A 19265-nucleotide genomic window follows, 5' to 3' on the forward strand; every position below is an offset into this window, starting at 1 on the left:
TCAGTTCCTCATTACGAAATCGAACGGAATTTTTGCTTTGGCGGGATAAGCCACGCCATTACGGGTGTACGGCTTGAAGCGGCCTTTGCGGGCGGCTGCCAGCGCCGATTCGTCCAGGCGCGGAAAGCCCGACGAAGCATCGATGGTTGCCCGCTCGACCAACCCCTGGGTATTGATTTCCACCAGCACCACGACCCGGCCCTCTTCCCGCATGCGGCGCGAAGCCATCGGATAGTTGGGCATCGGACGCGCACCCTGGAACTCGATGCTCGAGACCAGCACGGGCTGATCGGGAGGTGGTCCCTGCGTCGGGCCCTGCGGCGCCTGCGTGCCTTCCGGCGCGCCACTGGGCGGCGTCGGCTGCGGCGGCGTTTCAGGCTTGGGCTCGGGTTTGACTTCCTGCTTGGGCTTTGGCTTGGGTTTGGGCTTGGGTTTGGGCGGAGGCGGCTTGGGCGCCGGCATCGGCGGCTTTTCCACCACCGGTTCGGGCTCGGGTTCCGGCTCCGGCTCGGGCTTCAACTCGGGTTCGGGCTCGATCTCGGGTTCAGGCTCGGGCGGCGTCTCGGTCACCGGCTGCGGCACTTCGGGAGTGGGTTCGGCTTTGGCGATCTGGGGGATGGGGGCATCCACCACGCTCACCATGATTGCCTCGGGTTCCTCCAATTCAGGACGACTTTCCGGCGCCATGAAGATGGCGCCGATCACCGCTGCATGAAGCGCGACGACCGCCAGGCCAGCGCCTGCGCGTATACCAAAAGAAGACCGCGAAGAAGAATTCCAACCGGGTTGAAGACTAGGCATGAATCAGCCAGGGTGCATTGACTTTTCCGGCCAGCCAGAGAAATGACGCGCACAAAACGGCGACGCCGGCTGACCGGTACAAGCCCGACATAGTATCTTAAATGCGAATGATTCGCACGTTGTATTTCGAATGGAACAGCGTAACACCGCTGATGGAGATCAAAGCGGAATCAATAAACGCTTACGAAAAAAGGCGGACGCTCGCGCGTAGCGGCACTGAAAACGCCCACCGGAAAAACAAAAAACCCGCCACGTCGCCGTGTGCGGGTTAGATGCGGATCCGGAACGTGGCGCGGCGTGCCTGCCCAACCGCGATCGTGTGCTTCTGGTGGGTGCTACAGGGGTCGAACCTGTGACCTACGCCGTGTAAAGGCGCCGCTCTACCAACTGAGCTAAGCACCCATTTCAGTGCAATTGCCCGGCGCGGTTAGCACGCGGGAATTACCAATTTGGGGTACTCAAAAGCAATACGCGGGCCGGAGTATACCGGACCGCGTACTTGTGGGCAAATCGCAGCGCCAGGCGCCTTGCGATCCGCTGCCATCAATCAGTTGACGGCGTCCTTCAGGGCCTTGCCCGGACGGAACTTCGGCACCTTGGCCTTCTTGATCTTGATGGTTTCGCCGGTGCGCGGGTTACGGCCAGTGCGCGCGGCGCGAGCCGACACGGCAAACGTGCCGAAACCGACCAGCGTGACCGTACCGCCCTTCTTCAGCGTGGTCTTCACGGCACCGATCAGGGCGTCGAGCGAACGGCCGGCAGCAGCCTTGGAGATATCGGCCTTGCTGGCGATGTGATCGATGAGTTCGGTTTTGTTCATGCAGGTGTACCCCTCACAAGGTGTGGAGTCTGCCGGGGGGCGGAGTTCATGGCCGTCAGGATGGATGCCACAAATGGACGCGAGACCAGGCAAACGACGAACAGACAGTGGATAAACTTTTTTCTTGCGCTGCAAAGCACAACTTTTAAACTGCTGCGCCGCTTAGGATTTGCTGGCTTTTTGCCTGCAAACCGTCAGCGACGCAGAGGTGTATTAGGCCTTGGCGTAGAGCGGCTGTCAAGAGAAAACCTGACCGCAACCCGCGTCAATACTAGCTTTTAGCCGTTTTCGCAATAAACAAAAACGCGAATTTCGGGGTTTGCACGACACCCCAAATAAACACTTTAAGCTTCATCAAACGTCGGCCCAGCGACGCAGCAGATTGTGATAAATGCCGGTGAGCTGCACGATCGACGCATGCCCCGCCACATCCTGGTTCAAGCGCTGGATAGCCACGTCCATGTCCAGCAGCAATGCGCGCTGGCTGTCTTCGCGCACCAGGCTCTGCATCCAGAAGAACGAACTGACGCGCGCGCCGCGCGTCACGGGATTGACCTTGTGCAGGCTGGTGCCCGGATACAGCACCATATGCCCTGCCGGCAGTTTTACGGCGCGCGGACCATAGGTGTCGTCGATGACGAGCTCGCCGCCGTCGTAGCTGTCGGGATCCGAGAAGAACAGCGTCGCGGACAGGTCGGTGCGCACGCGCTCCGGTGAACCCGCGATGCCGCGCACGGCGTTGTCGACGTGATAGCCGAAGGCCTCGCCGCCTTCGTAGCGATTAAACAGCGGCGGGAAGATCTTGCGCGGCAACGCAGCCGACATGAAGAGATTGTTGCCCGACAGGCGCTGCAGGATCAGCGTGCCGAGCTCTTGCGCCAGGGGATGCTGTTCGGGCAATTGCCGGTTGTGCTTGACCTGCCCCGATTGATGGCCGGCGGTGACCTTGCCGTCTACCCAGTCCGCGGCATCCAGCCGCTGGCGGATGTCGGCCGCCTCTTGCGGCGTGAAGACTTCTGCGATCTGTATAAGCATGGGTTCCTACCCGATTGCGTTGCCGGCGCGGCCCTGGCGGAAGCCGCGCCTGCCGCATTATCCCTTCAGGCAACCATTGAGCGCCTGATCGAAATCAAACAGCAAATCGGCTTCGTCTTCGATGCCCACCGACACGCGAATCAGGCTGTCCGCAATGCCCATCTGCTGGCGGCGCTCCGCGCCCATCTCGTAATAGATGGTGTGGGCGGCCGGCAGCGCCAGACTGCGCGTGTCACCCAGGTGCGTCGCCATCAGCACGACACGCAGCCGATTCAGGAAGTCGAAGCAATCGACGCCATCTGCCAGCTCGACGCCCAGCAGGCCGCCGAACCGCGAGCCGAAGAGCGCCGCGGCGCGCGCGTGTTGCGGATGGCTTGCAAGGCCCGGGTAATGCACCTTCGCCACGCCCGGGTGCTCTTCCAGAAAGCGCGCCAGCGCCAGCGCATTCGCGCAGTGCTTGGCCATGCGCAGCGCCAGCGTCTCAGCGCCCACCGCAATGCGGTGCGCCGGCTCGGCGGCCAACGTGCCGCCCATGTCGCGCAGGCCCTTTTTCTTGATCTGCGTGAGACCCCAACCGGTCGACGCCCCCTTGCGATAGGCCTCGTAGATATTCTCGTTGCCGGCCCAGTCATACAGGCCTGTGTCGGTCACCGCGCCACCCAGCGCGTTGCCATGACCGCCGATGTACTTGGACAGCGAGTTCATCACCAGCGATGCGCCCACCGACGCGGGCCGGAACATCCACGGCGAGGTCAGCGTGTTGTCCACCACATAGACCAGCCCCTTTTCGCGGCAGATCTCGCCGATCACGGCCAGGTCGGCCACCTGCGTGCCCGGGTTGGCGATGGTTTCGGTAAAGACCATGCGCGTGTTCGGCTGGATGGCGGCGCGCACCTGCGACGAATCCGTCGCGTCGACAAAGGTGATCTCCACGCCCAGTTCCTGCAGCGTGCCGAACAGGCTGTTGGTGTTGCCGAACACGAACTGGCTGGACACCAGATGATCGCCCCGGCGCAGCAGCGTGGTGAAGATGGCGGCCAGCGCAGCCATGCCGGTCGAGAAACTGACCGTGCCCTTGCCGCCTTCCATCTGGCTGATCTTGGCTTCCAGCGCGGTCGTGGTCGGCGTGCCCTGGCGCGCATACGTGAAGCCCGCCTTGCCCTGGAACACGGCAGCCAGCTCGCGCGCGTCGTCGTAGGCAAACTCGGACGACGGATGCATCGGCTTGTGCACCGCTCCGTGCTCGACGGATTGATTGCGGTCGGAATGGAGGATCGTGGTGGTAAAGCCGTTCTGGTGCATGATGGGCAGACGCAAGAAAGAAGGGTATCTACAGGATTAGACGAATCACGATTGGCGCTGGCGCACGGTCTCGTACAGGCAGACGGCGCTGGCGACGCTGACGTTCAGGCTTTCCACCGAACCCAGCATCGGGATGTTGACGAGCTGGTCGCAGGTTTCACGCGTGAGGCGGCGCATGCCCTCGCCTTCGGCGCCCATGACCCAGGCCATCGGCTGGCGCGCGTCGATCTTGTGCATGCTGTCAGTGGCCTGATCGTCCGTGCCGACGAGCCACACGCCGCGATCCTTCAGGCTGCGCATGGTGCGCGCCAGGTTGGTCACCATCAAATACGGAACCGTATCCGCCGCGCCGCACGCAACGCGCTGTACGGTGGCGTTCAGTCCAACGGCGCGATCACGCGGCGCGATCACCGCGTGCACGCCCGCCGCGTCGGCGGTACGCAGGCACGCGCCCAGATTGTGGGGGTCGGTCACGCCATCAAGAATCAGCAGCAGCGGCGGCCCTTCGATCACGTCGAGCACTTCGTCGACATCCACCGCCAACTGGCGCTCGTCGGCCAGCGCCACGACGCCCTGGTGACGGGTGCCGCGCGACAGGCCGTCCAGACGCTCCATGGGAACCGGGTGCAGACGGCAGCCAGCCCGCTCGGCCTGCTCGATGAATGTCTGCATGCGCTTGTCGCGGCGCGAGGCCTCGACGTAGATTTCCTTGATCGACTCGGGCGCGTGGCGCAGCCGCGCGACAACCGCGTGAAACCCGGCCAGGACTTGGGTCGACGCCATAAAACAATACCTTTAGATAAACGAATACCCGCCCCAGAGGGGGCGGGCCACCGGACAGGACCGGCAATAACCGCAATGTTACCCCTTACAGCCACACCGCCAAACGACGGCATGGCCATAAGGATCCGCGCCGCCGCTCAGTGACGCTTGCGGGTGGCCTTCTTGGCGGGCGCGGCCCGCTGAGTGGGCTTGGGCGGCTTGCTGGCCTTTTTGGCCGCGGCGCGCCGTTCCTTTGCAGTTTGACCCTTCAGGCCCGCGGGCTTGGGGGACGCGGCCTTCTTGACCCGGCGCATGGGCTCATCGGGCCCGCGCGCCGCCGCCTTGCGCAGCGCGTCGAAACTCGTGCCCTGCACCAGCCGGAACTCGATGCGGCGCGCTTCCAGGTCCACGCGGGACACCTGCACCTGCACCTTGTCCGTCAGGCGGTAGCGCATGCCGGTGCGTTCGCCGCGCAGTTCGTGCAGGGCGTCGTTGAACTGGAAGTACTCGCCGCCCAGCTCCGAGACGTGCACCAGGCCCTCGACGTGCAGCGTGTCCAGGGTGACGAAGATGCCGAAGCTCGCCACGCCGGTGACGGTGCCGCTGAAGTCTTCGCCCACGCGTTCCTTGACGAACCAGCACTTGAGCCAGGCCTCGACATCGCGCGAGGCCTCGTCGGCGCGGCGCTCGCTGGCCGATAGCACCAGACCCATCTTTTCCCAGATGGCGTGTTCATGTTCGCGCTGCGTGCGGCCGATGACGACGGCGTGGTCGTCCAGACCGGGCACATACCGCTGCCCCGCCAGCAGCGCCTTGATCACGCGGTGCGTGAGCAGGTCGGGATACCGGCGGATGGGCGAGGTGAAGTGGCTGTAACCCGGATAGGACAGGCCGAAGTGACCCATGTTGTCGGGGCTGTAAACGGCCTGCTGCATGGAACGCAGGCACATGGTCTGCAGCAGCTGGTAGTCGGGGCGCCCGCGCACGGAATCCAGGAAATCGCCGTAGTCCTTGGCGGTGGGCGTGTCGCCCCCGCCCAGCGAAAGCCCCATCGTGCGCAGGAATTCGCGCAGCGATTGCAGGCGTTCCGGCGTGGGGCCTTCGTGGATGCGGTACAGGCCGGGATGCTTGCTGCGCGTCATGAAGTCCGCCGCGCAGGTGTTGGCGGCCAGCATGCACTCTTCGATGAGCTTGTGCGCGTCGTTGCGCACGGACGGCACGATCTGTTCGATGCGGCCCAGCTCGTTGCAGACGATCTTGGTTTCGACAGTATCGAAATCAATGGCGCCGCGCTTCTTGCGGCCTTGCGACAGCAGCTGGAAAAGCTCGTACAGATGCTGGACCTGCGGCATCACGCTGCGCATCGCATGCGCGGCCGGTCCGCCCGGCTGCTGCAGGGCCGCCCAGATGTTCGTGTAGGTGGTGCGGGCGTGCGAGTGCATGACCGCGTTGTAGAACTGGTACGCCGTGACCGTGCCGGCCTTGGCGCCGCTAGCCGGAATGACCATGTCGCACACCAGCACCAGGCGGTCGACGTCCGGATTCAGCGAACACAGGCCGTTGGACAGCGACTCGGGCAGCATCGGAATGACCCGGCGCGGAAAATACACGCTGGTGCCGCGTTCGATCGCATCGTCGTCCAGCGCATCGCCCGGACGCACGTAATGGCTGACGTCGGCAATGGCCACCAACAGGCGCCACCCCGGACGCTTGCGCTGGCCCGTGCCCAGCTCCACCGGCTCGCAATACACCGCGTCGTCGAAATCGCGGGCGTCTTCGCCGTCGATGGTGATGAGCGGCACGTCGCGCAGATCGACCCGGTCTTTCAGGTCGGATTTGCGGACCGTGTCAGGCAGGCGCGCGGCCTGCTTCAAGGCGCCATCGGTGAAGTCGACCGGCACATCGAACTTGCGCACGGCAATTTCGATTTCCATGCCGGGATCGTCGATCTCGCCCAGCACCTCGGCCACGCGGCCCAGCGGCTGCGTATGGCGCGTGGGCTGCGCCATGATTTCCACCGCGACCACCTGCCCGTGCTGGGCGCCATTGGTGTCGCTGGGCGGAATCAGGATGTCGTGCTTGATGCGCTGATCTTCGGGCACGACGATGGACAGACCATGTTCGTGCAGAAAGCGCCCCACCAGCTTATTGGTGCGGCGCTCGATGACTTCGACGATGGTGCCTTCCGGCTTGCCCCGGTATTCGCCGCCCGGCTTGACCAGCACGCGGTCGCCATGCAGCACCTTGAGCATTTCGCGAGGGGACAGGAACAGATCCGGACCGCCGTCGTCGCGCAGCAGGAAACCGAAGCCGTCGCGATGACCCAGCACCTTGCCCGCCACGAAGTCGAGCTTGGTCGCCAGCAGCAGCACCCCCTTGCGGTTGGGCAGCAACTGCCCGTCGCGCTCCATGGCGCCCAGGCGGCGTTCAAACCCCACCAACGTCGTCTCGCGCTCGACGCCCATACGCTCAGCCAGCTCAGCCGGAGACAACGGCGAACCCGCGGCGCGCAGCGCTGTCAGGATGGCTTCACGGGACGGAACATCAGGGTCGAAGTCCGGCGGCGCTTCGGGCAAGGGTGTTGATCTGTTCTTATTGGATTCGTTATTCGATCGTTTTGCCAAAGCTAAATTTTCCGTATATAATGCGCAGCTTCTGTGGTTCGCCCAAGGCTGAACACTGAAGCAGAAATGGTCAGAACGGTTTTGAGAAAACCGGGTTTGAAAAAACCGATTGTAAAACCAACTGCATTCAGACGCATGGATTAGTTCAAAGCTGGCTGATTAGGTCAACGCTTAAAACCAACCCAAGTGACTGAAACGCAGCGTAGCACATAGTTCTGACAGTATCTTTCAGTGCCCAGGTGGCGGAATTGGTAGACGCGCACGGTTCAGGTCCGTGTGCCGCAAGGTGTGGAGGTTCGAGTCCTCTCCTGGGCACCACGGAATTCTAATCAAGGCAGTTTTCAACTGGCTTGGTGAAATAAGGCTAAAAGGCCCCGGAAATCGAAAGGTTTCCGGGGCTTTTGCTTTTGTGTTTTCTTTCTGTGATCGCTTGCCGGAATCTGCGCACGCCAGATATCAGCGCCGCACCGCCCTCGCTTCGGTTATCGCCAGGGCACCTTGCGATTCAAATGATGACGCGCATAAAGATCGGCGCCCATGCCGTCGATCTGCCCATCGATCAATGCCTCGAACGGCGCAAGCAGCGCGTCAAAGTTGCGCGGCGCCTCGATGGCGTTCAGTGCGTGCGTCACCGCTTCGATGGTGGACAGCGCGCCTGCCACGTCGGCGTGGCGCACCCGATAGCGTGTCGTCAACCCCGGCGGCAGCATCACGCGAGGCAGCGCGGCAAGCGCCGGATTGATGTGCAGCAGCTTGCGCGCATGCCCCCATGTGCCGTCAGGCACGATCAGCCGGACGGGCATGCCCAGGTCCTGGCCATAACCCGGCGTCAGCACCTCGGCGCCCTCTCCGGGAAACAGCAGGCGCGGCGCATGACCCGGCACTGCCCATTCAGACTCCGAAAAGTACTCGCCCACCACACGGCGCGCCCCCGCCAGACCCAGCACCGCAAGACGCGCCGTGTTCAACGCGTGGCGCGCTTCGCTGGGATGCTGCAGCACCACCACGCGAGTACGGCAAGACAACGATGGAATCAACGCGCAAAGGCAATGCGACAGTGGGCGCAGGCAGCGCGTACAGAGGGCTCGAGACATGGGCGACACTATATCGAAAGCGGCCTGTTCGCGGCCCGCCCAAAAAAAAGTGAAAAAAAAGCAGCACGACTTGCACACATCAAAAAAAGTGTGCATAATCTCGTTCCTCTGCTGCTGAACACGAAACGAAGCGAAAGCGACGCAACATGTGAAGCAACAGCGCCCAGGTGGCGGAATTGGTAGACGCGCACGGTTCAGGTCCGTGTGCCGCAAGGTGTGGAGGTTCGAGTCCTCTCCTGGGCACCAATTACTACATCACGAGGTACCTGTCGTGATGCGCCAAAAGAAAAACCCCGAATGCGAAAGCGTTCGGGGTTTTTGCTTTGTGCGCGCGTTTTTGTTTTGCGTGCGCAGGTCTTTGGCACGGTTCTTTGGCGCGGTTCGTTGTTTCGCAGGCGCGGCCTTTCGCTGTTCGCGGACTGCACCGCAGCCCATCGGCTGCGGTGCATGATCGTGCAGCGCCCTACTTCAACGTGCGCGTCATCACCACGTGCGGAATGCCCGCCTCGACAAATTCCTCGCCTTCGGCCTTGAAGCCATGCGCCTCGTAAAAGCCTGCGGCATGCGTCTGCGCATGCAGCACCAGCATGCGATGGCCGTCGCCGTGGCCCTGGCCGATCAGCGCATCGAGCAACTGTCCGCCCACCCCCATGCCGCGCGCACGCTTGTGAACCGCCATCCGGCCGATGTGACCGTCGGGCAGCAGACGCCCCGTGCCCATTGGCGTGCCATCGGGCCCGTAAGCCACGGCATGCACGGACACGGCATCGTCGTCGTCCATCTCGATTTCCGGCGGTACGTTCTGCTCGACCACGAACACCGCATGGCGCACCGAATATGCATCGTCGCGCAAGCGATCCCAGGTCCCCAGCGCGATACGCACCGTTGTTTGTCTATTGGCCGACATGTCCTTCCCCCTACGTTGCAGCAAATGAATAACTGAATCCTACGCCGCATTTTGGCAGGGATGAAGAACGCGCGAAAAGGGGTACGATCGCGGCTTGCCCTTGCCGCCCCTGGTCCGCCATGACGCCTGCCGCACCCCCTGCCTGGTTGAAAGCCGCACCCGCGCTCTTTCTCGTGCTGTGGTCCAGCGGCTTCGTCGTATTGAAGGTGGGCCTGGCCTACGCCGATCCGCTCACGTTTCTGGCGCTGCGCTACGCCTGCGTGCTGCTGATCCTGACCCCCCTGCTGCTCGCCCTTCGCCCGCCGCTCCCCACCCGCGCCAGCGCATGGGGTCATCTGGCCATGGTCGGTTTGCTGTTGCAGGCCGGCTACTTCTGCTTTACCTACCTGTCGCTCAAGCAGGGCATGTCGGCGGGCGGGGTGGCCCTCATCACTTCGCTTCAACCCATTTTGATCGGACTGCTGGCGCCGGCACTCGCGCATGAACGCGTCGACGCGCGGCGCTGGGCCGGATTGGCGCTGGGCGTGACGGGCGCCGCGCTGGTGATCGTGGCCAAGGCCTCGATCGATGTGCTGGCGCCATTGGGACTGACTTTCGCGATCGGGGCCTTGCTTTGCCTGACCGGCGGCACGCTCTACGAAAAGCGCTTCGGCGCCCAGATCCATCCGGTCGCGTCCAACTTTGTCCAGTACGGCGTCGGACTTGCCGTGTCCGCGCCGCTGGCATTTTGGCTGGAACCGATGCACATCGACTGGACGGGCCCGTTGCTGGGTTCGCTGGCATATCTGGTGGTCGGCAATTCGCTCGTCGCCATTACCTTGCTGCTGGCCATGATCCGCCACGGCGAAGCATCGCGCGTGTCCGCGCTGTTTTTCCTGGTGCCGCCCTGCACGGCGATCATCGCGCTGCTGATCCTGCGCGAACCCATCCCGCCGCTGGCCTGGCCCGGCATGGCGCTGGCCGCGCTGGGCATCCTGCTGGTCACGCGCAAAACGGGTAAGACCGGCGACGGCGGCAAGTAGAATGAGCGCCTTTCCGCCTTCGCGCCCTCGCCCATGAACGCCGTCGTCACCGCCGCCCTGCCGGTCTTTGCGTTGATATTGACCGGGTGGCTGGCCGCCCGCTGGCGCATCCTGGGCACCAATGCGACCGACGCCCTGAACCGCTACGTGGTGTACCTGTCCTTGCCCGCGCTGCTGTTTCGCGCCATGACGCAGGTGGATCTGGCGCACATGGCTCACTGGGGATTCGTTGGCGCGTTCGCGGGCGGCGTCGCCATCACGTTCCTGGTGTCCTTTCTGCCGCGCAAGCGCGGACCGCAGTCGCTGACCGACCGCAGCATCGAAGGCCTGGCGGCGTCCTACGCCAACGCCGGCTACATGGGCATTCCGCTATGCCTTGCGCTGCTGGGCGCCGACAGCCTGGCGCCCGCCACGTTCACCACCTTGCTGACCGCCAGCGTGCTCTTCGGCTTTGCCATCGCGCTGATCGAGTTCGACCGCCAGCAGACACCCAATCTCCCCGCGACGCTGCTCAAGGTGGGTCGCGCGCTGGTACGCAATCCGCTGCTCGCCGCCCCGGTTCTGGGTCTTGGCTGGGCCGCCACCGGCGTGGCGCTGCCCGAAGGCGTCGACCGCTATGTGGCCTTGCTGGGCGCATCGGCCAGCCCGTGCGCGCTGGTGACCATCGGCCTTTTTCTCGCGCAGACCGAAACCGCCAGTTCCGGTCCCGGCGTGTTGCGCCTGGTGCTGGGCAAGCTGCTGCTGCAGCCGGCTGCGACGGCGGTGCTGGCGTTCTACGTGTTCTCGATGCCGCCGCTGTGGGCCTGGACTGCCGTTCTGATGAGCGCGCTGCCTATCGGCACCGGCCCCTTCATGCTGGCCAAGATGTATGGGCGCGATGCCCGCGTTACGTCGCGCGCCATTCTCGTCAGCACCGTGGCGTCGGTGCTGACGGTCAGCCTGCTTGTGGCGTGGATCAGCGCGCATCCCGTCTCGTGAACGCGCGAGCACTTTATATAACTTGAAGTTATCGTTAAAGCACAATTCCTTCGTTTGAGAAATTTAACGACAGGACTAGACTGACGGCTATTCCCACGGGTGCGACTACGCACCCGTTTGCATTTACGTCTTGATCCTCGGGATTGCCCATGAGCGCCAACGCTTCCTCCCTGCCCCTGTCCCCGGCCCTGCCGCCCATCCAGATCAACCGCAAGCCGCTGTGGATCGCGCTGCTGCTGGTGCTGGCCGGCGCGCTGTATCTCAACCAGACCGTCAGCTGGCGCCAAGGCGCGCTGTGGGTGATCGGCGCGCTGCTCGGCGTCACGCTGTACCACGCTTCGTTTGGCTTCACGCAAGCCTGGCGCGTGTTCGTGTCGGACCGCCGCGGCGCAGGCCTGCGCGCGCAGATGCTGATGCTGGCCGCGGGCGTGCTGCTGTTCTTCCCCTTCCTGGCCGCCGGCACGCTGTTCGGCCAACCGGTCAACGGCTTCGTGTCGCCCCCGGGCGTGTCGGTCGTGCTGGGCGCATTCCTGTTCGGCATCGGCATGCAATTGGGCGGCGGCTGCGCGTCGGGCACCCTCTTCGCGGTGGGCGGTGGCAACACCCGCATGGTGGTCACGCTGCTGTTCTTCATCGTGGGTTCGGTCATCGCCACAGCCAACTTCAGCTGGTGGTCCAGCCTGCCCGCACTGGCGCCCACCTCGCTCATCAAGACCTGGGGCCTGGCGCCCGCCATCCTCGCCAACCTGGCCGTCTTTGCCCTGATCGCATGGATCGCCACCGTGCTGGAAAAGCGCCGCCACGGCCACGTCATTTCCTTTGCATCGCGCACCGCCCGCCCGGCCTCGTTGCTGCAGGGCCCGTGGCCGCTCATCTGGGGCGGCGTGGCGCTGGTCGTGCTGAACTTCGCGACGCTGGCGCTGGCCGGTCGTCCGTGGGGCATCACGTCGGCATTCGCGTTGTGGGGCGCCAAGGCGCTGGATGCGGTGGGCGGCGACGTCGCCACCTGGGCCTATTGGGCCAAGCAGCCGTCCCTGGCCGCGCCGCTGCGCCAGGACGTCACGACCGTCATGGACATCGGCCTCATGCTGGGCGCACTGGCCGCCGCCAGCGCGGCGGGCAAGTTCGCGCCCGTCTGGAAGGTGCCGGCGCGTTCGCTCGCCGGTGCGGTAATCGGCGGCCTGCTGCTCGGCTACGGTGCGCGCCTGGCCTTCGGCTGCAACATCGGCGCCTACTTCAGCGGCATCCTGTCGGGCAGCCTGCATGCCTGGCTGTGGCTGCCTGCCGCCTTCGCCGGCAGCGCGCTGGGCGTGCGCCTGCGTCCGCTGTTCGGCCTGGCCGTCGAGAAGACGCCCTCAGCGTCCAGTTGCTGAGAAACTGTGTTCCAACAATGGCCTCCTGATGCAGGAGGCCATTTTTTTTGGCTCGCCGTAACGCCAGCCGCCATGCGGGTTTCGGCGCGCCGCATGGCTGCGCGAGACCCGCGGCACCGCGCGCATGTGGGGCGCGCCGTTCATCCGCCAGACGGCTGCGCTGGTGTATGGTGGCTCCATTCCGAAATACGGAGATGCACATGAACTGGATAGCCGGCCGCTTCACGGCCTTTTTCCTGACATTGGCCGGCGCGGTGATCACCGCGGTCCTGGCCGTCACCGCGTCCTTGTGGTGGCTTGCCGCAGCAGTGCCGCTGGCGCTGCTGGGCGCATTGGGCGTGTACGACCTGATCCAGCCGCGCCACGCCATTCGCCGCAACTATCCGGTGCTGGGCAACCTGCGCTTTCTGTTCGAATTCATCCGCCCCGAGATCCGCCAGTATTTCCTGGAAGACGACACGCAGGCCTCGCCGTTCTCGCGCGCGCAACGCTCCATCGTGTATCAGCGCGCCAAGCGCGAGATCGACAAGCGCCCCTTCGGCACCCAGGAAGACGTCTACGGCGACCGCTACGAATGGATCAACCATTCCATGTCGCCCTCGCACATCAATGACACCGACTTTCGCGTGACCGTCGGCGGGCCTGATTGCACGCAGCCCTATTCCATGTCGGTGTTCAACGTATCGGCCATGAGCTTTGGCGCGCTGTCGGCCAACGCGGTGCTGGCCCTGAACGAAGGCGCGCGGCAAGGCGACTTCGCGCACGACACGGGCGAAGGCGGCATCAGCCGCTACCATCGCCAGCCCGGCGGCAGCCTGGTGTGGAACATCGGTTCGGGCTACTTCGGATGCCGCGACGAGCACGGCGCGTTCTCGGAAGAAGCCTTCGTGCGCAACGCCTGTACGCCGCAGGTCAAGATGATCGAGATCAAGCTGTCGCAAGGCGCCAAGCCCGGCCACGGCGGCATCCTGCCGGCGGGCAAGGTGACGATCGAGATCGCCGAAGCGCGCGGCGTGGCGCCCTGGCAGGACTGCAACTCGCCGGCCAGCCATTCCGCGTTCGACAGCCCCATCGGCCTCATGAAGTTCGTGGCGCGCCTGCGCGAGCTTTCAGGCGGCAAGCCGGTCGGCTTCAAGTTCTGCGTGGGGCATCCCTGGGAATGGTTCGCCATCGTCAAGGCCATGCTGGAAACCGGCATCACGCCCGATTTCATCGTGGTGGACGGCGCGGAAGGCGGCACGGGCGCGGCGCCCGTCGAATTCGTGGATCACGTCGGCACGCCGCTGCGCGAGGCGCTGCGCCTGGTGCACAACACGCTGATCGGCGTGAACCTGCGCGACCGCATCAAACTCGGCGCGTCGGGCAAGATCATCACCGCCTTCGACATGGCGCGCGTGATGGCGATGGGCGCGGACTGGTGCAACGCCGCGCGCGGCTTCATGTTCGCCATCGGCTGCATCCAGGCCCAGGCCTGCCACACCGGCAAGTGCCCCACCGGCGTCACCACGCAGGATCCGTTGCGGCAACGCGCGTTGGTCGTGCCGGACAAGGCGCAGCGCGTGGCGAACTTCCACAAGAACACGCTGCACGCGCTTGCCGAACTGCTGGCCGCGGCAGGCCTGACCCACCCCGGCCAACTGCGTCCGCACCATATCGCGCGCCGCATCTCGCCCAGCGAGATCCGCCTTCTGTCCGCGCTGTTTCCGGAACTGGCGCCCGGCGAACTGCTGCGCGGTGAATTCCGCCATCAGGTATTTCGCGCAGGCTGGGCGATGGCGCAGGCGCAGTCGTTCCAGCCCACGCACGACATCACCACCGCGCTCGCGCGCGAGCACGCCGCCCAGGCCGCCGCAGCCGGCAATTCCTGAGCGGCGCGGCGGCCGGGCCTGTCGCAGCACATCGCGCCAAGCCCGCCTGCCGCGTTCGCTACAGCCAGCGCTCGAACATGCGCGAAAACGACTCCATGAAGCGGTCGTCCAGGCCGCGCTCCTTCCAGGCCTCGGGCGTGATCTGCACGGCATCGGCCACATCGCGCTGGAACAGCGCTTCCATCTCGGCCGCGAACTCGGGACCCAGCACCACCGCGTTGATCTCATAGTTCAGCGCAAAGCTGCGCCAATCCATGTTGCTGGAACCGACGGTCGACCAGACGCCGTCGACCACCGCCGTCTTCGCGTGCAGCAGCGCGTCACGCCGTTCGTAGATCTTCACGCCGGCGCGCAGCAGATCGGTGTAGTGAGACCGCCCCGCGTGGAACACCAGCGACGAATCGCTGAATCCCGGCAGCACCAGCACCACGTCCACCCCCCGCCGCGCCGCCGACTGCAACACCTCGATGAACGCGGGGTCCGGCACGAAGTACGCCATCGTGATGTGGATGGATTTCTGCGCACTTTCGAACGCGGACATCAGCGTCAGATAGACCGTATAGCCGTCGCTGCGATCGGGCTGGTTGGCCAGGATGCGGACCGTGGTGTTGCCCACGGGCGGCGCGACCTGCGAATCGCCGCCCTTGATGGGCTCCTTCGCCTGCGACGCCCAACCCGCCTGCAACACCTGCTCCAGTTCGGCGACCGCCGGGCCTTCGATGCGCAGATGCGTGTCGCGCCAGGGCGCGGAATCGGCGTCTTCCGGCGGGTCGCCCGCCTTATCGCCGGAGCCGCCCCCCGAGCCGCCGCCCGAGCCCGAGCCGCCCCCGCCGGAGAACGACGACGACTCGTACACGCTGCTGACGTTGATGCCGCCCAGGTAGCCTACCTTGCCGTCAACGACCAGCACCTTGCGGTGATTGCGCTGGTTCGGCGACCAGCCAGCCCGGGCGTTGACCGGATTGACGGGATTGAAGACGGCCACCTGCACGCCCGCATCGCGCATCCGCTGGAACAACGCATCGGGCGTCTTGATCGTCCCGACCGCGTCCACCATCAACGAGACCTCGGCGCCGCGGTTGTGCGCCGCGATCAACGCCTCGGCAAAGCGCTGGCCTTCGGCGTCGTCCTCGAAGATGTAGGTTTCCATGTGGACGTAGCGGCGCGCCTGACCAATGGACTGCAGCATCGCCTTGTACGTGCTGGGACCATCAGCCAGAAGGCGCACTCGGTTGCCTTTGACCAGCGGCGCACCGCTGACCGCCTGTTCCACTGCCAGGTGCCTGGCAAGGAAGTCGTCCTTCGGTGTTTGAGGGTCCGCAGCAATGCCTTGCCCGCGACGGTAACTGTCCTGCGCGGCATCCGCGGACAGGCCCGCCTGCGAGGCGCGCGCGTGTCGTTCCTGCGCGTCGGGGACGCTGGCGCAGGCGGCGAGCACGGACGCCACGCACGCAAACAGCACGGCGCGCGCCCATCGGCGCGCGTCGACCGTCAGTTTGTGCAAGGTATTGTGCGGCCCACCCCGGCTCTCGGCCGGTAATGGGCTCATGATGCGCCTCTAGCGTCGGTTGCCTGCCACGAAAATGCAGCCGAGCACGGCGCCCACCAGCGCCGCCACGCCGACCGACTTCCACGCATTCTCATGCACGTACTCGTCCGCGTAAGCGGTGGCCCGGCGGGCCCGTTCGCGCGCGACGACTTCCCAGCCGCCCGCGGATTCACGCGCATCGGCGAGCTGGCGCTTCAGGCGCGCACGCGCCGACTCGATTTCGGAGCCCGTATACGACGCAGTCGAACGCAAGAGGTCTTCCGTTCCGGCAAGCAGCTCGTGGAAGCTGTCATTCACGCGTTCACGATGCAAAGCCATTTCAGCGCGCTGGTGCTTTCGATTCATGGTAGCTCCTTGTTTTTTTTGGACCGTACCCGCGACACCACCATTGCCTGATGCAACGCAGCATCGCCAGGACTGCGGGACACATCGTTCCGCATGGCCGAAGCCCCATTGTCCATAGCAACGGCCATTACTGCCCGAGCTTTCGCAACCAGCCGTAAACCGATATTTCAGCGGCGCGAAACTTGCTGATGGGGCTGTCTGGCCCGTGCCCAAGGTAAGGCAAACACCTTGTCGCTTCCGGCCAAACGCGTTTTCGATTTCGTAAAAGTCCATTGCATTCAGAGGCTTGGCGCTTGACACCCGAACCCCCTCGGCCGCCACAATAGGTCTTCGCAATGCGCTTCAACCGCCCCAAAAAGGAACTGAACGCATGGTTTCCCCTTCCGCACTCCTTGCCGCCGTTTCTCCTGAATTCGTCGCGCAAGAACCGCAGCATCAAAGCGCCGAGCAGATCGAATTGCACGACGGGTTGTTGGACAGCCCCGCCCACATCGACCCCAAGTTTCTGTACGACGCCCTCGGCTCGTCGCTTTTTACGGCCATCACGCAGCTGCCCGAGTACTACCCGACGCGCTGCGAGGACGAAATCTTCCGCCGCCATGGCGCGGATATCGCCCGCCACGTCGGTCCGGTGCAGGCCATGATCGATCTGGGCGCCGGCGACTGCGTCAAGGCCGAGCGGCTGTTTTCAAGCCTTCGTCCCAGCCACTATGTGCCGGTCGACATTTCTGCCGACTATCTGCAGGCGGCTGTCCGCCGGCTAAAGCTGTCCTATCCCGACATGCGGATCACGGCCGTGGGGCAGGATTTCTCGCATGAACTTGCGTTGCCGGCCGACATCCCGACGCAGCAGCGCCTCTTCTTTTATCCGGGCTCCAGCATCGGCAACCTGGGTCCCGACAGCGCGTACGCCATGCTGCGGAGGATTCGCGAAGCGTGTCCCGGCGGCGGGCTGCTGATCGGCGTTGACCGCGTCAAGCCCAGAAGCGTGCTTGAACCCGCGTACGACGACGCGTTGCATCTGACCGCCGCGTTCAATCTGAATCTGCTGCGCCACGTTAATGCGGTGCTGGGCAGCGATTTCAATGTCGACGACTGGCGCCATGTGGCCATCTTCAATAGCGAACGCTCGCGGGTCGAGATGCACGTGGAAGCGCAGCGCGCATTGCGCGTGACCTGGCCTGGCGGCCATCGCGACTTCAAGCGCGGCGAGCGCATCCATACGGAGAACTCGTACAAGTTCACGCCACAGGCCTTCAGCGACCTGCTCCATCGCGGAGGCTTTGGCAATGTCGAACACTGGTCGGATGCCCGAGACTGGTTTTCTGTTTTCAGCGCCCGCGCCTGACGCGGGACCACCCACGACGCCCCCCCGGAGGATCGCCATGGACCCAGCATGCCTGCTGACCCATCCCGCCATCGCGCCCTACGCGAGCGGACAGGCTGGACAGCACGACCGCTACGACGCCGTGCGCTCGACCACAACCGCGCTGGCCGCGCCACTGAGCCCCGAAGACTGCCAGGTCCAATCCATGCCGGACTGCAGCCCCGTCAAATGGCATCTGGCCCACACCACCTGGTTCTTCGAGACGTTCCTGCTGGCGCGCTTCGACACATCGACGCCGCCCTTCCATCCGCAATACCGGATGCTGTTCAATTCCTACTACAACGCTGTCGGCGCAAAACATCCGCGGCCGCAGCGCGGCCTCCTGTCGCGCCCGCCGCTCGCTGAGGTGCTGCGGTACCGCCAATACGTCGACGAAGCGATGCACGCGCTGATTTCGCGGCTGGGCGGCAACGATGCCGACTTCGACGCCCTGCTCGAACTTGGCCTGAACCACGAGCAGCAGCACCAGGAATTGATCCTCACCGATCTCAAGCACATGCTGTCGGCCAATCCGCTCAAACCCGCCTACGTGGCGCCCGGCCAACCCGCACAGCCGCCCGCCACGGACGCCGGCTGGACCCGCTACGAGGGCGGCATCACGCGCATCGGCCACGACGGACGCGGCTTTGCGTTCGACAACGAAGGCCCGGCTCACGACGTCCTGCTGGCGCCCTTCTGGCTTTCTGATCGTCTCGTGACCCAGCGGGAATTCCTGGACTTCATCAACGACGGCGGCTATGAGCGGCCCGAACTGTGGCTGTCCATGGGTTGGGACATGGTGTGCGCGCAAGGCTGGCGCGCACCGCTGTATTGGGAAAGCGACGACGATGGCTGGCGCGTCTTCACATTGCGCGGCATGCAGGCGCTGGAACTGGAGGCGCCCGTCACGCACGTCAGCTATTTCGAAGCCGACGCCTATGCGCGATGGGCGGGCGCACGCCTGCCGCGAGAAGCCGAATGGGAACACGCCGCCCGGCAGATGTCCGAAGACACCTACTCGGCCCGCGCCAACCTGCTTGAAAACGGCCACCTCGACACGCGCCCCGCCCCCGAACGCAACGGCCAGCGCGGTCCGGTGCAGCTGTTCGGCGACGCGTGGGAATGGACGTCGAGCGGCTACGACGCCTACCCCGGCTTCAAGCCCAGCGCTGGCGCGGTCGGCGAGTACAACGGCAAATTCATGTGCAACCAGTACGTGCTTCGAGGCGGCTCCTGCGCCACGCCGCGCGATCACATCCGGCCCAGCTACCGCAACTTCTTCCCGCCAGAGGCGCGGTGGCAATTCTCAGGGATTCGGCTGGCTCGGGATGATTGAGGGGATTTGCGCCGCTGGCGAGCCGTTTGGATCACCGGATTGGCCGGATCTGAAAAAATTGGCGCCGGTTCGCTTGCACTGCC

Annotated in this window: 16 protein-coding genes and 3 tRNA genes; 8 read left to right on the forward strand and 11 right to left on the reverse strand. The window is 64.7% G+C overall.

Annotated features, from left to right (window positions below; genetic code table 11):
- The 7 genes from KW836_RS25020 to rnr all read right to left on the reverse strand — a co-directional run bounded on the left by KW836_RS25020 (position 1) and on the right by rnr (position 7344).
- Positions 1-801: an energy transducer TonB gene (locus KW836_RS25020; RefSeq protein ID WP_218345074.1), complete on the reverse strand. Its 801-nt coding sequence runs from the start codon at positions 799-801 to the stop codon at positions 1-3.
- 326 nt (positions 802-1127) lie between these two features.
- Positions 1128-1203: transfer RNA gene (locus KW836_RS25025), tRNA-Val, on the reverse strand.
- Between the two features lie 145 nt (positions 1204-1348).
- The gene (locus tag KW836_RS25030) at positions 1349-1621 is read right to left on the reverse strand and encodes an HU family DNA-binding protein (RefSeq protein ID WP_003812968.1); all 273 of its coding nucleotides are present in this window, start codon (positions 1619-1621) and stop codon (positions 1349-1351) included.
- A 354-nt stretch (positions 1622-1975) separates the two neighbouring features.
- Entirely contained in the window at positions 1976-2656 is a 681-nt protein-coding gene (locus KW836_RS25035; RefSeq protein WP_175138754.1) for a Fe2+-dependent dioxygenase, read from the reverse strand.
- A 57-nt stretch (positions 2657-2713) separates the two neighbouring features.
- The gene (locus KW836_RS25040) at positions 2714-3958 is read right to left on the reverse strand and encodes a cystathionine gamma-synthase family protein (RefSeq protein WP_175124727.1); all 1245 of its coding nucleotides are present in this window, start codon (positions 3956-3958) and stop codon (positions 2714-2716) included.
- Between the two features lie 45 nt (positions 3959-4003).
- Positions 4004-4741 carry a 23S rRNA (guanosine(2251)-2'-O)-methyltransferase RlmB gene (gene rlmB / locus KW836_RS25045; RefSeq protein ID WP_175124583.1) on the reverse strand — a complete coding sequence of 246 codons (738 nt, stop codon included), beginning with the start codon at positions 4739-4741 and terminating at the stop codon, positions 4004-4006.
- 137 nt (positions 4742-4878) lie between these two features.
- A complete protein-coding gene (rnr, locus tag KW836_RS25050) occupies positions 4879-7344 on the reverse strand; it encodes a ribonuclease R (RefSeq protein WP_218345075.1) in 2466 nt (821 codons plus the stop codon).
- A gap of 233 nt (positions 7345-7577) precedes the next feature.
- Between rnr and KW836_RS25055 the strand changes: the two genes are divergently transcribed.
- Positions 7578-7662, forward strand: a tRNA-Leu gene (locus KW836_RS25055).
- Between the two features lie 164 nt (positions 7663-7826).
- Here KW836_RS25055 and KW836_RS25060 read toward each other — a convergent pair.
- Positions 7827-8438: a tRNA-uridine aminocarboxypropyltransferase gene (locus KW836_RS25060; protein ID WP_218345076.1), complete on the reverse strand. Its 612-nt coding sequence runs from the start codon at positions 8436-8438 to the stop codon at positions 7827-7829.
- A gap of 161 nt (positions 8439-8599) precedes the next feature.
- Between KW836_RS25060 and KW836_RS25065 the strand changes: the two genes are divergently transcribed.
- A tRNA-Leu gene (locus KW836_RS25065) sits at positions 8600-8684 on the forward strand.
- A 217-nt stretch (positions 8685-8901) separates the two neighbouring features.
- Here the strand turns inward: KW836_RS25065 and KW836_RS25070 are convergent.
- Positions 8902-9345 (reverse strand): GNAT family N-acetyltransferase, encoded by a 444-nt coding sequence (locus tag KW836_RS25070; RefSeq protein ID WP_175124586.1) that lies wholly within the window; start codon positions 9343-9345, stop codon positions 8902-8904.
- A gap of 119 nt (positions 9346-9464) precedes the next feature.
- Between KW836_RS25070 and KW836_RS25075 the strand changes: the two genes are divergently transcribed.
- From KW836_RS25075 to KW836_RS25090, 4 genes are all read left to right on the forward strand, one after another.
- Positions 9465-10367, forward strand: a complete 903-nt coding sequence (locus KW836_RS25075; protein WP_175184389.1) for a DMT family transporter — start codon at positions 9465-9467, stop codon at positions 10365-10367.
- Between the two features lie 33 nt (positions 10368-10400).
- Positions 10401-11345, forward strand: a complete 945-nt coding sequence (locus tag KW836_RS25080; RefSeq protein ID WP_218345077.1) for an AEC family transporter — start codon at positions 10401-10403, stop codon at positions 11343-11345.
- Positions 11346-11494: 149 nt separating this feature from the next.
- On the forward strand, positions 11495-12718 hold the full coding sequence (locus KW836_RS25085) for a YeeE/YedE family protein (RefSeq protein ID WP_218345078.1): 1224 nt from the start codon (positions 11495-11497) through the stop codon (positions 12716-12718).
- A gap of 200 nt (positions 12719-12918) precedes the next feature.
- Entirely contained in the window at positions 12919-14586 is a 1668-nt protein-coding gene (locus KW836_RS25090; RefSeq protein ID WP_218345079.1) for an FMN-binding glutamate synthase family protein, read from the forward strand.
- 58 nt (positions 14587-14644) lie between these two features.
- Here the strand turns inward: KW836_RS25090 and KW836_RS25095 are convergent, their stop codons facing one another.
- Together KW836_RS25095 and KW836_RS25100 are read right to left on the reverse strand one after the other, a co-directional pair.
- Complete coding sequence (locus KW836_RS25095; RefSeq protein WP_218345080.1) at positions 14645-16135, reverse strand: phosphatidylserine/phosphatidylglycerophosphate/cardiolipin synthase family protein; 1491 nt, start codon at positions 16133-16135, stop codon at positions 14645-14647.
- Positions 16136-16144: 9 nt separating this feature from the next.
- Positions 16145-16480, reverse strand: a complete 336-nt coding sequence (locus tag KW836_RS25100) for a YqjD family protein (protein WP_175124592.1) — start codon at positions 16478-16480, stop codon at positions 16145-16147.
- Positions 16481-16850: 370 nt separating this feature from the next.
- Between KW836_RS25100 and egtD the strand changes: the two genes are divergently transcribed.
- A complete protein-coding gene (gene egtD, locus KW836_RS25105) occupies positions 16851-17828 on the forward strand; it encodes an L-histidine N(alpha)-methyltransferase (protein ID WP_218345081.1) in 978 nt (325 codons plus the stop codon).
- 37 nt (positions 17829-17865) lie between these two features.
- Entirely contained in the window at positions 17866-19182 is a 1317-nt protein-coding gene (gene egtB, locus KW836_RS25110) for an ergothioneine biosynthesis protein EgtB (RefSeq protein ID WP_218345082.1), read from the forward strand.
- Positions 19183-19265 lie beyond the last annotated feature (83 nt).

Origin of the sequence: Achromobacter sp. ACM05 (assembly GCF_019218915.1) — a bacterium.
Lineage (GTDB): Bacteria > Pseudomonadota > Gammaproteobacteria > Burkholderiales > Burkholderiaceae_B > Achromobacter > Achromobacter animicus.